12 protein-coding genes are annotated in these 15,061 nt (G+C 68.3%); 4 read left to right on the plus strand and 8 right to left on the minus strand.

Translation table 11 applies throughout. The features are described from left to right. Window positions 1–40: 40 nt before the first annotated feature. Both fabD and D5S08_RS09660 read right to left on the minus strand, forming a co-directional pair. Window positions 41–997 carry an ACP S-malonyltransferase gene (gene fabD, locus D5S08_RS09655; RefSeq protein WP_121117938.1) on the minus strand — a complete coding sequence of 319 codons (957 nt, stop codon included), beginning with the start codon at window positions 995–997 and terminating at the stop codon, window positions 41–43. A gap of 60 nt (window positions 998–1,057) precedes the next feature. Then, on the minus strand, window positions 1,058–1,891 hold the full coding sequence (locus D5S08_RS09660; protein ID WP_121118158.1) for an LD-carboxypeptidase: 834 nt from the start codon (window positions 1,889–1,891) through the stop codon (window positions 1,058–1,060). Between the two features lie 58 nt (window positions 1,892–1,949). On the opposite strand from D5S08_RS09660, the gene D5S08_RS09665 reads away from it, so the two are divergent. Continuing rightward, window positions 1,950–3,374: a glutamate ligase domain-containing protein gene (locus D5S08_RS09665; protein WP_121117940.1), complete on the plus strand. Its 1,425-nt coding sequence runs from the start codon at window positions 1,950–1,952 to the stop codon at window positions 3,372–3,374. Here D5S08_RS09665 and D5S08_RS09670 read toward each other — a convergent pair. Beyond that, on the minus strand, window positions 3,371–5,563 hold the full coding sequence (locus D5S08_RS09670; RefSeq protein ID WP_121118160.1) for a ComEC/Rec2 family competence protein: 2,193 nt from the start codon (window positions 5,561–5,563) through the stop codon (window positions 3,371–3,373). The two genes, D5S08_RS09665 and D5S08_RS09670, sit on opposite strands and share 4 nt — an antisense overlap. A 29-nt stretch (window positions 5,564–5,592) precedes the next feature. On the opposite strand from D5S08_RS09670, the gene gltX reads away from it, so the two are divergent. Together gltX and D5S08_RS09680 are read left to right on the plus strand one after the other, a co-directional pair. Then, window positions 5,593–7,056, plus strand: coding sequence for a glutamate--tRNA ligase (gene gltX, locus D5S08_RS09675; protein ID WP_121117941.1), 1,464 nt, complete (start codon window positions 5,593–5,595; stop codon window positions 7,054–7,056). Between the two features lie 11 nt (window positions 7,057–7,067). Further along, window positions 7,068–8,354, plus strand: coding sequence for a citrate synthase (locus D5S08_RS09680; protein WP_121117943.1), 1,287 nt, complete (start codon window positions 7,068–7,070; stop codon window positions 8,352–8,354). A gap of 62 nt (window positions 8,355–8,416) precedes the next feature. On the opposite strand, the gene D5S08_RS09685 is transcribed toward D5S08_RS09680, so the two are convergent. Then, window positions 8,417–9,586 (minus strand): hypothetical protein, encoded by a 1,170-nt coding sequence (locus D5S08_RS09685; RefSeq protein ID WP_121117945.1) that lies wholly within the window; start codon window positions 9,584–9,586, stop codon window positions 8,417–8,419. A 181-nt stretch (window positions 9,587–9,767) separates the two neighbouring features. Between D5S08_RS09685 and D5S08_RS09690 the strand changes: the two genes are divergently transcribed. Further along, a complete protein-coding gene (locus D5S08_RS09690) occupies window positions 9,768–11,576 on the plus strand; it encodes a coiled-coil domain-containing protein (protein WP_126665531.1) in 1,809 nt (602 codons plus the stop codon). A 31-nt stretch (window positions 11,577–11,607) separates the two neighbouring features. Here the strand turns inward: D5S08_RS09690 and D5S08_RS09695 are convergent, their stop codons facing one another. The 4 genes from D5S08_RS09695 to D5S08_RS09710 are packed head-to-tail and all read right to left on the minus strand — an operon-like array spanning window position 11,608 to window position 15,061. Continuing rightward, window positions 11,608–11,895, minus strand: coding sequence for a DUF1467 family protein (locus D5S08_RS09695; RefSeq protein ID WP_121117949.1), 288 nt, complete (start codon window positions 11,893–11,895; stop codon window positions 11,608–11,610). A 17-nt stretch (window positions 11,896–11,912) separates the two neighbouring features. After that, a complete protein-coding gene (locus D5S08_RS09700; protein ID WP_121117951.1) occupies window positions 11,913–13,559 on the minus strand; it encodes a ribonuclease J in 1,647 nt (548 codons plus the stop codon). Further along, window positions 13,537–14,337, minus strand: coding sequence for a type III pantothenate kinase (locus tag D5S08_RS09705; protein WP_121117953.1), 801 nt, complete (start codon window positions 14,335–14,337; stop codon window positions 13,537–13,539). Before D5S08_RS09705 ends, D5S08_RS09700 begins: the two co-directional genes overlap by 23 nt. Window position 14,338: 1 nt before the next feature. Beyond that, complete coding sequence (locus D5S08_RS09710) at window positions 14,339–15,061, minus strand: biotin--[acetyl-CoA-carboxylase] ligase (RefSeq protein WP_121117955.1); 723 nt, start codon at window positions 15,059–15,061, stop codon at window positions 14,339–14,341.

The raw sequence follows: 15,061 nt of genomic DNA on the forward strand, positions 1-15,061 counted from the left end.
GGATCGTGGGTCAGGCGATCTTGGATCGGGTGATCTGGGGTCAGAGGGTCTTGGCGTAGGCTTCGATGTCGGCCATCGTCACCACGCTGGTGACGGCGGCATCGGGCAGCGTTCGGCTCACCATGGGGCCGACCACCTTGCCGCCCAGCTCCACGAACCGCTCCATGCCCGCCTCGCCCATCGCCAGCACGCTTTCGCGCCAGCGGACGCGGCCGGTTACCTGGCGGACCAGCAGCTCGCGCTCCGCCGCCGGGTCGCTCACCATTGCGGCGGTGACATTGGCGTAGACCGGCAGCAGCATCGGCGCGGGCGGCGTGCGTTCCAGCGCCTCGGCCATGGCATCCGCCGCCGGAGCCATCAGGTCGCAATGGAACGGGGCCGAAACCGGCAGCAGCACGCCGCGCTTGATCCCGTGCTCCTTCACGGCAGCAACCGCCCGCTCGATCGCCTGGCGGTGACCGGACAACACGACCTGCCCCGGATCATTGTCATTGGCGATCTGGCACAAGGCCGGCTTGCCATTCTCCAGCGGCTCGGCCGCGGCAGCCTCCGCCAGCGCTGTTGCCTTTACCAGATCGGCGCCCAGCAGCGCGCACATCGCGCCCTCGCCCACCGGCACCGCCGCCTGCATCGCCTGCCCGCGCAGCTTCAGCAGCCGGGCCGTGTCCGCCAGCGTAAAGGCGCCCGTCGCACACAGGGCGGTATATTCGCCCAGCGAATGGCCGGCGACGCATTCGCCCTGCGCCTGCAGGCTGAAGCCGCACTCCGCCTCCAGCACGCGCAGCACGGCGATGGCGTGGGCCATGATCGCCGGCTGGGCGTTCTCGGTCAGGGTCAGCTGATCGTCCGGCCCTTCGAACATGATGCGCGACAGGTGCTGGCCCAGCGCCTCGTCCACCTCCTCGAACACCGCGCGCGCGGCGGTGCTGGCATCCGCCAGCTCGCGGCCCATGCCGATCTTCTGGCTGCCCTGGCCGGGGAACAGGAATGCACTCATAATCTGCCTCTCCTTGTGCGCGCCAGATGCCGGGACTTGCCGCATCCGTGGCGCGCGCCGTTATGGTGCAGGCGGCGGCGATGCAAGACCGAAGGGCACGACCCGGTTCGCCGCATCATGCCCGATATCCGCGCGCCCGAGATAGGGCACGCCGCCCCGCCGGCACCAGTCGCGAGCAATATCCTCCGCGGTCGCGCCGAATGGCCGGTCATTCTCCGGCACGGCGCTGACCCGCCCCAGCCGCAAGCCGGCAATGTCCGTCAGGTGCGGCATCAGCGTGAAGAACAGCCGGTCGATGGCATAAAGATGCTCCGCCACCTCCTCCACCATCACGACGTGACCGGCAAGGTCGGGCATCAGCGGAGTGCCGGCGAGCATGGCAAGCGTGGTGAGATTGAAGGCGACAGCCGGCAGCGTAGTCAGCGAAGGCTCGCAGACATCCGCCACAGCCCGGCCGCACATATACTCCAGTGCCCGCCCGATGGCCGCCTCGCCACCTGACTTGCCCAGATCGACCGGCATCGGCCCATGCGCCGGTCGTCCGATCCCGGCACCGTACAAGGCCGCCAGCAGGTAGCCCCCGTCGGAATAACCCAGATAGATCTTGTCGCGCGCCGCCCCGCCCATGCCGGCGATCGCCGCTGCAGCAATGCGGTTGGAGCCATAACCACCGCGTGCGATCCAGACGGCGTCGAAGCCGGGATCGTTGGCACAATCCAGCAAGGCCGCCAGCCGGGTGGCATCGTCCCCGGCAAAATGTCCTTGTTCCCCAAAGCATTGTGGATGGAAGCTCAACTCGGCCTCAGGCGTCGCCGACGCCGCCAGTCCGGTGACAGCGCCGGCCAGGTCGCGGGTGATCGGCCGGGCAGGCGCACAAATCGCGATGCGGGTCATCGCCGCAGCGTTAGCCGCGGCGGTTGCAAAGTCCACCGCCAGTGCATAGCCCATCGCCATGACCGACGCCCCGATCGCCGACCTGACCGCCCAGCCCTGGTTCTTCTGCGGCATCGGGGGATCGGGCATGTTGCCGCTGGCGCTGATCCTGCGGCAGCAGGGGGCGGACGTCGCCGGGTCGGACCGCAGTTTCGACCAGGGTCGCGCCGATGCCAAGCGCGACTGGCTGGCAGCGCTCGGCTTCGGGCTTCACCCGCAGGACGGTTCGGGCATCATCAGCCCCGCGCAGGTGCTGGTCGCCAGCGCCGCGATCGAGGACAGCGTGCCGGAGGTCGCCCGCGCCGCCGCGCTCGGCTGCCGGCGGATGAGCCGGGCGCAGCTGCTTTCCACCCTGTTCAACGCCGCGTCGTGCGGCATCGCCGTGGGCGGAACCAGCGGCAAGAGCACCGTCACCGGCATGCTCGGCTGGATCCTGCACGATACGGGCCGTGAACCCACGATCGTGAACGGCGCCGTGATGAAGAACTTCGTGCAGCCGGGGCTGCCCTTCGCCAGCGCAATTGCAGGTGGCGGCGAGGCGTTCGTGGCCGAAGTCGATGAGAGCGACGGTTCCATTGCGCTGTACGATCCGGCCGTGGCAGTGCTGCTGAACGTCAGTCTCGATCACAAGAGCATCGAGGAACTGCGTGTTCTGTTTGGCAATTTCATAGGTCGCGCCGGCACGGCCGTGCTCAACATGGATGACGAGGAGGTCGCCTGGCTGGCGGAGCACGTCCCGGCTGCGCTGACCTTCGGCGTCGACAATCCCGCCGCAGCCATCGGCATCGAACCCGGCACGATCGAGGAAAGCGCCACCGGGATCGCCGCGCTGGTGGTCGATCGGCGGGAGGATGTGGCCCACGCCTTGCGGCTGAACGTGCCGGGCCGGCATAATCTGTCCAACGCCCTCGCCGCCATCGCCGGCGCAGCGGCGGGGGGGGTTCCTCTGCATGAGGCAACCCTGGCACTGAGTACCTTCATCGGCCTCGCCCGCAGGTTCGACGTGCTGGGCAGCAGCTCCGGCGGCATCACCGTGATCGACGATTTCGGACACAATCCGGAAAAGTGCGCCGCCACCTTGCGCACGCTGAAGGCGCATCCGGGCCGCGTTATCGCCTTCTTCCAGCCGCATGGATATGGCCCGTTGCGCCAGATGGGGCAGGAACTGGCCGCCACCTTTGCCAGCGAACTGGGGCCGGATGACCTCACTATCATGTGCGACCCGGTCTATTTCGGCGGCACCGTCGATCGCAGCCAGGGCACGGAGCAGGTCGTCGCGCGCATCAATGAACTGGGCGGCCATGCGGAGCATCTTGCATCGCGAGACGCGTGCGGAGAACGGATCGTGGCGCTCGCCCGGCCGGGTGACCGCATCGTGGTGATGGGTGCGCGGGACGATACGCTGACCGGCTTCGCACGGAGCCTGCTGGATCGCCTCCCCTAGTCACGCCAGCCGCGCCACCAGCCATGTTCGCCCTGGCTGTCGCTGACGCTGGTGACCTCCGCCGTGCGCCCCAGATCGATCGCCAGCCCGCCGGTGCGCGCCAGGCTCCAGCGATCGGCCCTGATCTCACGCGGCACGCAAGTGCGCGGCAGTCGCCGGTCAGCCACCACAATGTCCGCGGCGGAGCATGCGCGTGACAGCTGCGCGGCATCCACCAGCCGCCGGCTGCGGCTCATCAGCACGCGCCAGCGCCGCCCCTCGCGCAGCAGCTCGATCGAGCAGAAATCGCGGCTACACCGGGCATCGGGCCATTCGGCGAGCGGCAGCGGCTCGCCTCCGTTAGCGGCAAGTTCGCCCAGAACCTCGCGCGCGAAGCCTTCGCGCAACGGGCGCAGCACCAGCAGCCGCTCGCCCTCACCGCTGATCGCGACGTGACGGCCGTCTCCTGTGACCAGCAGGTCCGGCACCGGCGTGGTCAGCAGCAGGATGGTGGCCGTCGCCACCGGCACCAACCCCAGCAGCCGCACCCGGCCATGCCACAGCGCCAGCCACAATCCGCCTGCGACGAACAGCGCAAAGGTGCCGCCGCCCATCTGCGGCAGCAGGTGAACGGCATTGGGCTGGCTGGCGGTCAGATGAGCTAGCCCCAGCATCAGGTCCAGCGAGTGCCCCGCCAGCCACCAGGCCGGCGCCCCCAGCCCCACCAGATCAAGCAGCAATGCCAGCGCAATCAGCGGCATGCAAACGAATGTTACCAGAGGGATGGCGATCACATTTGCGAAGGCGCCGTAGATGCCGGCGCGATGAAAGTGGAACAGCACGATCGGCATCAGCGCCCATTCGATCACCAGACCACTCGCCAGCAGCATCGCCAGACGACGCACCGACCGCCGCCAGCCTGGCTCCTCCCGCGGAGCCAGGAAGGCCCGCACTGGCGCGCTATCATGCAGCGCCACGATGGCGATCACCGCGGCGAAGCTCAGCTGGAAGCTCGGGCCGATCAGCGATTCGGGCCAGATCAGCAGCACCAGCATGGCCGCGACCGCCAGCATCCGCAGGCTCAGCGGCTCGCGCCCCAATGCCAGCGCACACAGCACCAGCAACGCGCCAAGGCAGCTGCGCACCGTCGGCACCTCCGCCCCTGTCAGCAAGGTGTACCCGATCCCCGCCAGCGCAGCGGTCGCGGCTGCGATCAGCGGCAGGCGCAAACGCAGGGCGAGCCATGGAGACAGCGCCAGCAGCCGCAGGGCAAGAAGGTACGCAGCCCCGATCAGCGCGCTGACATGCAGCCCGCTGATCGACAGCAGATGGGTGAGGCCAGCATCGCGCATTGCCTCCTCGTCGGCCGGCGCGATGGCCCCGCGGTCGCCACTGGCCAGCGCGGCGGCGATGGCGCCGGACGATCCGCTCAGCCGAGCGCGGACATGGTCGGCCAGGCTGCGCTGCAGCGGCCCAAGGGCGCCGCCCTCCGGTGCACCTTGCAGCACCTCGACCGGTCCGCTGGCCGCCCCCGTGGCCGCAAGCCCCTGGAACCAGGCGATGCGCGCGAAATCATAGCCGCCCGGCACCATCGGCGACGCTGGCGGCATCAGTCGGGCCTCCAGGCGGATCAGCGCGCCTTCCACCAGCCTTGCGTCTTCATCCTCCAGCGGCAGGTTCACGCGCACCTTGACCGCCCTGCCCGTCTCGCCCTCGCGGGTGGCGAGCACCAGCCGCACGCGCCCCTCGGCGGGCTGCTCGATCCGGTCGACGATGCGGCCGGTCAGCGGGCCGGCAACCGGCCGCTGCAGCGCGGGCGTGCCGACCGCCTCCGACCGCAGCCAGATCAGCGCCACGCCACCTGCAAAGACCAGGCCCAGCGCGACGCAGGCGGCCAGCAGATGGTATCGCTCGTCCCGCCCGCGCCACAATGCCGCGGCAGCGGTGGCCAGCAGCAACCCGCCCGCGATCGCCGCGACCCACCATCCCGGACCCGGGCCGGCGAACCAGGCGGCGATGCCCGCGACCAATGCCACCGCCAGCCAAGGCGCTCGATCGAAGCCGGCAGCGGCCAGGAAGCGATCGACCCGGTCGCCGGCATCTTCCGCCATGCTGGACAAGCGCAGCCGCTTTCGCCAATGCGGGTGCTGCAACGCAGCAATGGCGTCTTCGTCCGTCAGCGGAATCGCAGGCCATTGCTCGGTTGCCATGATAAAGGCTGGAAAGGACAGCAGCGCCAATGGCAAGCGAGAGTGTGACGAACAGCGATCCTGCCCGCCCGGTGGTGACGCGCTTCGCACCATCGCCCACGGGCTTCCTGCATATTGGCGGCGCGCGCACCGCGCTGTTCAACTGGCTGTTCGCCCGCCATCACGGCGGCAAGGTGCTGCTGCGGATCGAGGATACCGATCTCAAGCGCTCCACGCCCGAAGCGATCGCCGCCATTCTGGACGGTCTCGACTGGCTGGGCCTGAATTTCGACGGCCAGACCGTGTTCCAGTCCGAGCGCGCTGCCCGCCATGCCGAGGTGGCGCAGCGACTGCTGGCCGCCGGGCATGCCTATCGCTGCTACGCCACCACCGAAGAGCTGGAGCAGATGCGCGCGGAGCAGCGTGCCGCGAAGCAGCCCTTGCGCTATGATGGCCGGTGGCGTGATCGTGATCCTGCCGAGGCGCCGGAGGGCGCGCCTTTCGTGGTGCGGCTGAAGGCGCCGCAGGATGGCGAGACGGTGATCGAGGATGCCGTGCAGGGCGCCGTCACCGTGCGCAATGCGGAACTGGACGACTTCGTCCTGCTGCGCGCCGACGGTACGCCGACCTACATGCTGGCGGTGGTGGTGGACGATCACGACATGGGCGTGACCCATGTCATCCGCGGCGACGATCACCTGAACAACGCATTCCGGCAGCTGCCGATCATGCGGGCAATGGACCAGATCGAAGGCGGCTGGCCCGATCCGGTCTATGCCCACATCCCGCTGATCCATGGCAGCGATGGCGCCAAGATGTCGAAGCGCCATGGCGCCACCGGTGTCGATGCCTATCGGGACGAGCTCGGCATCTTGCCCGAGGCGCTGTTCAACTATCTGCTGCGGCTCGGCTGGGGTCACGGCGACAAGGAAGAATTCACGCGCGACGAGGCCGTGGCGCTGTTCGACCTTGCCCATGTCGGCCGCAGCCCCAGCCGCTTCGACCTGAAGAAACTGCAGAACATGAACGGCCATTATATCCGCGAGGCGGATGATGGCCGGCTGGCGCAGCTGGTCGCGCCGCAACTGGGCGGCGATGCCACCGGCGAGGCGGGCCTGGCGCTGCTGACAAGCGCGATGCCGGTGCTGAAGCCGCGTGCCAAGGACATTGCCGAGCTGGCCGCCGGCGCGGCGTTCCTGTTCGTGCAGCGTCCGTTGCCGATCAGCGAGAAGGCCGCTGCCTTGCTGGATGACACCGCGCGCACATTGCTCGGGGCGATTGCGGATCGTTTGCGCGACAATGCCGTCTGGACTACGGAGGGACTTGAAACGGACCTCAAGAGTCTGGCGGAAGAGAAGGGTCTCGGCCTCGGCAAGCTGGCGCAGCCTCTACGCGCGGCGTTGACCGGGCAGACGACCTCCCCAGGGATATTCGACGTGCTGGCATTGCTGGGCCGGGCCGAAAGCCTCGCCCGCATCGATGACCAGGCGGCAAATGGACACACTCAGGCGTAAGGAGACACGCTTTGGCGGACAATCAGGCGAAGCTGACAGTTGACGGGACCGGTTTCGACCTTCCTGTCATGCAAGGCACCACCGGGCCGGACGTGGTCGACATCCGTAAGCTTTATGGACAGACCGGCATGTTCACCTTCGATCCGGGCTACAAGTCCACGGCATCGTGCGAAAGCGCGCTGACCTATATCGATGGCGAGGAAGGCGTCCTGCTTCACCGCGGCTACCCCATCGGGCAGCTGGCGGAACAGTCCAGCTTCATGGAAGTGTCCTATCTCCTGCTGAACGGCGAGCTGCCTTCGGCGGAGGAACTGGACAAGTTCACCTACACGATCAGCCGGCACACCATGCTGCACGAGCAGCTGGCCCGATTCTACCAGGGCTTCCGGCGGGACGCGCACCCGATGGCGATCATGTGCGGCGTAGTCGGTGCGCTGTCGGCCTTCTATCACGACAGCACCGATATCGCCGATCCTGAACATCGCCGGATCAGCAGCCACCGGCTGATCGCCAAGATGCCGACCATCGCGGCGATGGCGTACAAGTACTCCATCGGTCAGCCCTTCATGCAGCCGAAGAACTCGCTCAGCTATACGGGCAACTTCCTGCAGATGACCTTCGGCGTTCCGGCCGAGGAATATGAGGTGATCCCCGCGGTCGAGCGGGCGATGGACAAGATCTTCATCCTGCACGCCGATCACGAGCAGAACGCCTCCACCTCCACCGTGCGGCTGGCGGGTTCCTCGGGCGCCAATCCCTTTGCCTGCATCGCGGCCGGCATCGCCTGCCTGTGGGGCCCGGCGCATGGCGGCGCCAACGAGGCGGCACTGGAAATGCTGCGGGAGATCGGCACCCCCGACAAGATCCCGCATTATATCGAGCGGGCCAAGGACAAGAACGATCCGTTCCGCCTGATGGGCTTCGGCCATCGCGTGTACAAGAACTACGATCCGCGCGCCACCGTGATGCAGAAGACGGTGCGTGAAGTGTTCGAGGCGCTGAATGTGCAGGACCCGGTGTTCGAAACCGCGCTGCGGCTGGAAGAAATGGCGCTGAACGATGATTACTTCATCGAAAAGAAGCTGTTCCCCAATGTGGACTTCTATTCGGGCGTGATCCTGTCGGCGATCGGCTTCCCGACCACCATGTTCACCGTGCTGTTCGCGCTGGCCCGCACCGTGGGCTGGGTCGCGCAATGGAACGAGATGATCAGCGATCCCGGCCAGGTCATCGGCCGCCCCCGTCAGCTCTATACCGGGCCGACGGAGCGGGACTACCTGCCGCTGGCGCAGCGCTGAGGCGCGGTAATCGCCGCATCGAGCAAACGGAACGGCCCGGGCGCGCAGCCCGGGCCGTTCTGCTATCTGGCGGCTGCCGCCTTGCGGGCGACAAGCTGGTCGCTCACCAACAGTGCGAGCGACAGCACCATGGTCAGCACCTGCGCCAGCCCCAGTGCTGTGCCGATCGCCAGCAACCCGGCCAGGGCCATCCGATCCGCTGCCCAGCCGACATGCCACGGCCGGCGCTCGGCTCCGGGAGCATGCAAGGCCGCCAGCAGCACCAATGGCGGGAACAGGCGACCCATCCAGTCTCCACCGATCGCGCTCGCAAGGGCGACCAGCAGCACCGCATCGACCACCGGCGTGAAATAGCGGGCGATCCGCCGCTGCTCGCCCCCGATGGCAAACGGCCCCGCCACCATCCGCCGCAGCCGGCCGGCCAGATCCTGCAACAGCACGGCCAGCGCCAGCGCGGCCAGGCCCCAGGCCGGCAGGCCCGCCAGCGGCAGCACCAGCGCAACCGCCAGCAGCAGCAGCGACAGTGCAAATGCTCCACCCGGCTCGCCCCCGCGATACAGCAGCGGATCGAGCCACCGGCCGATGAGCGTGGCTGCCGCCCAGCCGGTCACATCATGCCGGCCGCGCCAGTGCAGCTGGCGCCGCAGCCAGGCTTCGCCCGAAAGACGCCTCGCCCGGCCACCCGGCGCCAGCGACCAGCATCCCTGTTCCAGCACCGTTCCGTCCAGCGGCCGTTCCCGGACGCCTGCCTGCAGGGCGATGCGCAGCAACGCGGCGGCGGCATCGCAATCCGGCGGCAGATCGGCCAACCGCTCCACCAGCTGCCCGGGAATGATCGCCACCCCGGCCCAGGCCCGCTCCCCGTCGATCCGCTCGAACCCCGCTTCGATCGCTCCGTCAGCGGGCAAGGTCAGGATGGATGTCCCGCCCTGCAGCTGCCCGGCCACCTCCGGCGCTTCCGGCAGCAATTCGGGTGACAGGACCAGCAATTCCTCGCCGGCGCTCACCGCGCCAAGCAGGCCATGCGCATCGCGCACGAAGCGCACCGTCATGCCCAGCGACCGCGCCCGGGTGGCCAGCGCGAGCGACTCGTCCCCCTCCCGCTCCGCCACCACGATCGCCTGCCGACACCCCATCGCCGCCGCGAAGCTCAGCTGCTGCAGCGCCAGCGGGCGCGCGCCGGTATTGTCGGCGGGCAACGCCTCCACGATGGTGAGGATCGCGGTGCGCACGCGATCAGGCCGGAACGGACAGGGGAACAATCATCGCACCACCCCTGCCAACCTGCCGGGTAAGGGGCAATGCCCTGTGCGCCCGACTGTCGCGAGATTGTGGATGATGCGTTTGCCGCGACGCAAAGCGGCTTCCGCCGCACGTCGCCTGTGCTACGGATCGGGCATGGGGAACGGACAGATGATCTTGAGCCACGGCACCGAAGCGGAGCAGACCGGAACCGTGCCGGCAAACAGCCATGCGGCGGCGGATCGGCATGAAGAATGGCCGGCGCTGCAGCCCGAGGACGATGCCGTCGCCCGATCGTGGCTGCCGTCGGTCATCGCCGTGCTGGCCGTGGCCGGCTGGACCGGGTTCTTCCTGTGGGCCAACATGCCCCAGCTGCGCGCGGCCGCGGCACCGGCACTCTGGGCCGGTCTGGTGGCACAGTGGGCCATCGTTACGGCTCTGGTCGTGGCGCTGTGGCTCGTCGTCATGCGCAGCAGCCGGCGCGAAGCGCTGCGCTTCGGCGGCATCGCGCAGATGCTGCAGCGGGAGGCGACGACGCTGGAACAGCGGCTTGCCACGGTAAACCGCGAGCTCAGCCTGGCGCGCGATTTCATGGCCGGGCAGTCCCGCGATCTCGAAAGCCTAGGCCGGGTGGCGGTGGATCGGCTGTCCAGCAGCGGGCAGAAGCTGCAATCGCTGATCGGCGACAACATGCAGGAAGTGGAGGCGATCGGCCGCATCAGCACGCATGCCGCCGCCAACATGGAAAAGGTGCGCAACGACCTGCCCGTGCTTGGCGCAGCGATGCGCGACCTGACCAACCGCATCGGCCTGGCAGGTCAGGCCGCCGGCGATCAGGTGAACGCGCTCACGGAAGCGGTCGAACGGCTGGGCGAAAGCGGCGACGAGACGGAGGCGGAGGTCGCCAGCCTGCGCACCGCGCTGGAAGGCACCATTGCCGAACTGATCCGGCAGAGCAACCAGCTGGCGGGGATTGCGGAACAGCGGATGGCCGCGCTGGAGGACCGTTCGCGCGGCTTCGTCACGCAGCTGCGCGCCAGCGAAGGCGAGGCGGATGCGGCGTGGAACGCGGCGCTGACCGGGTTCGAGGAACGCATGAACGAGACGCTGCAGCGGGTCGGCCGGCTGGACCAGCAGACCGCGCAGGAGGCCCGCGAGCGCCTGGCCGCGCTGCACGAGGAAGCCGTGGCGGTGGAACGCTCCGCCGCCGAGCGGCTGGCCCAGTTCGAAGGCGAGCGTCGCCAGCGCGAGGTCGAGGCGGCCGAGCGCGAGGCCAGCGCCACGATCATGCTGCGCGAGCAGTTCGAGATGCTGGACGCGGAAATCGCGCGCCGGCAGCAGGAGCATGTGGCGCAGGTGGAGCGGCTGGTGGAGCGCGGCGAAGCCCTCGCCGCTGGCCTCTCGGCCGCGCGCGGCGAAGGCACGGCCACGCTGGCGCAGATCGACCTGCTGGAACAGCGGCTGTCCGCCCTGCCCGCCCAGGCCGAGGCCGGCGCGGGTGCCGCCCGCTCGCAACTCGCCGCAACGATGGTGGAGGTGGAGACGCTGGCGGAGGCGCTGGAACAGCGCATCGCCGCTGCACGCGAACAGGCGCTGGCGCGGATCGACAACGGCTTTGCCGCTGCCATGACCGCCATCCTGCAACGGCTGAACAGCGAAGCCATCGACCTGACCCGCATCTTCGCCGGGGAGATCGAGGAAGGCGACTGGAACGCCTATCTAGCGGGCGACCATGGCCGCTTCACCCGCCGCGCCGTGCGCCTGCTGGATGCCGGGGAGGCCGGACGGATCGCCGGCCTGCACGATGGCGACGCTGCCTTCCAGGAAGCGGTGGACAATTACCTCCACGATTTCGAGCTGCTGCTGCGCGAAGTGCTCGCCACCCGCGCCGGCAATCCGCTGGCGGTGACGCTGCTGTCCTCCGACATGGGCAAGCTCTACGTTGCGCTGGCCCAGGCGACCGAGCGGCTGGCTGAGTAGAGCCTGCCGCCACTAAGCGGCCGAGCCGCCCTTACCGGTATTCGACGCCGACGGGCGGCTCGCCAAAGACGTTCAGATCATCCGCCGTGATCCAGCCTTGCGTGTAGTTCAGCACGTAGAGCCCGCACAGGACTGCGGCCATTGCGGTGGCGCGCAGCGCCAGGCGGCCGGGCCGGAAGGTAGCCGAGGCGCTATCCGCCTGACCCGGCACCTTCTCGGCCCCGATCTCCTCATGCGTACGCACGCCGAAGGGCAGCAGCAGGAACGCGCTGAACACCCAGAACAGGGCGTAGATCGCCAGGATGGAGGTCCATTTCATGCTGGCGTTCCTGTCCCTCAGCGCGGATGGATGATGCGCATCTGCGGCTTCTTGCCAGACCAGCGCTGCGCCGCCCGCCGACCGGCCAGCCGCGCGGCTTCCTCTTGCGCGGACTGGTCTGCGCGGTCACGCCCCTTCAGCCGACCGAGTGCCGAAGCGATCTCGCGCTCCGCCTCGGCCACGAAGGCGTCGTAATCCTCATCCAGCGGCAGGCCCAGGCCCTGCACCTGCACGCCGCCGCGCCCGTCCAGCACCACGATCACCAACCCGTCGCGCGCAAGCCGGCGACGGGTGACGATCGCGTCGCCGTCGGCCGGCACGATGATGTCGCCATCCAGCACCAGACGGCCATTGGGCACCCGCGCCAGCCGGCCCGGCTTGCCCGGCGCCAGCCGCACGATCTCGCCATTCACCTGCACCACCTGATCGGGGATGCCTGCGGCCTTGCCGACGCGCGCCTGCTCCTGCAGGTGCCGCAACTCGCCATGCACCGGCACCAGGATCTGCGGCCGCAGCCAGCCATACAGGGCCTCCAGTTCGGGCCGGCCGGGGTGGCCGGAGACATGGATCAGGCTGCGCCGGTCGTTGACCATGGCCACGCCGCGTGCGGCCAGCATGTTCTGGATGCGGCCGATCGCCAGCTCGTTGCCCGGGATCTGCCGGCTGGAGAACAGCACCACGTCACCCGCGGTCAGCTCCAACTGGTGCGTCCCCTCCGCAATGCGCGACAGCGCCGCCCGCGGTTCGCCCTGGCCACCGGTGGCCACGATCAGCACCTCGCCGCGCGGCAGGCCCATGGCGGTGTCGAAGTCGATCGTGTCGGGCAGATTGCGCAGATAGCCATTGTCCTGCGCCACCTGGATGATCCGGTCCAGCGAACGGCCGGCCACCACGAGCTGCCGCCCGGTCGCCCGCGCGACCTCGCCCAGCGTATGCAGCCGCGCGACGTTGGACGCGAAGCTGGTGACCAGCACCCGCTTGCCCTTGTGTCGGCGCACCTCCTCCATCATCCCGCGCAGCACGTCGCCTTCGGAACCGGAGGCTTCGGGATTGAACACGTTGGTCGAATCGCAGACGAGCGCCAGAATGCCCTCGTCGCCTATTTCCGCCAGTTCCTCGGCCGTCATGGGATCGCCGATCAGCGGCTCGTCATCCAGCTTCCAGTCGCCCGAATGGAACACGCGGCCGAACGGCGTCTCGATCAGCAGGGCATGACTTTCCGCGATGGAGTGCGCCATCGGCAGCCAGTCGACGGTGAACGGCCCCAGCGCCAGCGGTCCCTGATCTTCCTCGATGACATGCAGCTTGACCTTGCCGGCCAAGCCCGCCTCCTGCAGCTTGCGCCGCACCAGCTCGGCCGTGAACGGCGTGGCATAGAGTGGCACCCCGAGATCGGCCGCGAAATAGGGCAGAGCGCCGATATGGTCCTCATGTCCGTGAGTCAGCACGATGCCGAGCAGACTGTCCGCGCGATCCTCGATGAACTGGATGTCCGCGAACATCAGCTCCGTCCCGGGATATTCGTTGGCGCCGAAGCTCATGCCCAGGTCGACCATCAGCCACTTGCCGCGACAGCCATACAGGCTGACATTCATGCCGACCTCGCCCGACCCTCCCAGCGCCAGGAACAGCAACTCTTCTTCAGGTGCGAAATTTTTCTTCATTCAAACTTTCCGCTCGGGCCGCGAGAATCGCCAGCCCTTTCAATGTAAGATCGGCATCGACCGCATCGAATATGCGGGTGTGCCGTTGAAACAGCAGGGCGAGTCCGCCGGTGGCGATCACGCGGCAGGGCCGCCCGATCTCAGCCTTCAGGCGGGCAATCAGCCCTTCCATCATGGCGACATAGCCCCAGAAGACCCCGATCTGCATCTGATCTTCGGTATTGCGCCCCATTACGGATGTGGTGCGCGGATGGTCGATGGCAATACGCGGCAGCTTCGCCGTATTGTTCACCAGCGCATCCAATGACAGATTGATGCCGGGCGCGATGATCCCGCCCTGATAGGCGCCATCGGCACTGATCATGTCAAAGGTGGTCGCGGTGCCGAAATCGACCACGATCAGATCGCCATCGAAGGCGTCGTGCGCAGCCAGCGCGTTGACGGCGCGATCGGCTCCCAGCGTGCGCGGCTCGTCCACATGGATCGGGAAATCCCAGGCCGCGGCGCCCTCGCCCGCATGCAACGGGTTCAAACCGAAATATTTCTGGCCCAGAACCTCCAGATTGTGCCGGGCGCGCGGTACCACGCTGGAGACGATCATCGTGCCGATGGCCGAGCGTTCGACCTCCTCGATCGCCATCAGCTGCAGCAGCCACACGGCATATTCGTCGGCCGTCCGCCGTGGATCGGTGGCGATGCGCCAGCGCGTTGCAATCGTGCCCGCCTCGATCAGCGCAAACACCACATTGGTGTTGCCGACATCCACCGCCAGCAGCATCTCAGCCCGCGCTCCCTTCCAGCACCACATCGCCGGCATGGACGACGCGGGTGTCACCATCCGGCATCACCAGCCGCATCGCGCCATCGGCCTGCAGCCCGGCGAACTGCCCGCTGATACGCCGCGCACCCCCGTCATGGACTGACAACACGGTGCCGATCGGGTGCGCGGCGGCGAGCCAGCGGCTGACCGTCGCAGCGGCCCCTTCGCTCCGCCAGCGCCGCAGCTCGCCCGCCAGCGCCGCCGCCAGATTGCGCGCAAAACTGTCACGATCCGGGACCGGGCCGACATCGGCAAGGGTGCCGGCGGGACGGTCCGGCAAGGTCGGCGCTGCCGCCAGGTTCACGCCGAAACCGGCGATGATCAGGTCGCCTTCCCGCTCCAGCAGGATACCGGAGATCTTGGCACCGCGCAGCAGCACGTCGTTCGGCCACTTCAGGTGAAGCTGCGCCGGAGCCGGGACCAGCGGCATCAAGGCCTCTAGGACCGCCAGCCCGCAGGCAAGCGGCAGTGTGGTGACCGGCGGGTCCCCTGCCGTGGAGACAATGGGGGTGGAACCCATGAAGTTGCCGGCCGCGTCCAGCCAGCTACGCCCCTGCCGTCCCCGGCCGCCATGCTGGCGGTCCGCCACCAGCCAGTGCCCTTCAATGGCCGGACTGCCGGACCGGCTGCGCTGCAGCAGGTCCGCGTTGGTCGAAGCTGTTTCGGCAACAAACTCGATCAT

Source organism: Croceibacterium ferulae, assembly GCF_003660445.1.
In the GTDB taxonomy this organism is placed as follows: domain Bacteria; phylum Pseudomonadota; class Alphaproteobacteria; order Sphingomonadales; family Sphingomonadaceae; genus Croceibacterium; species Croceibacterium ferulae.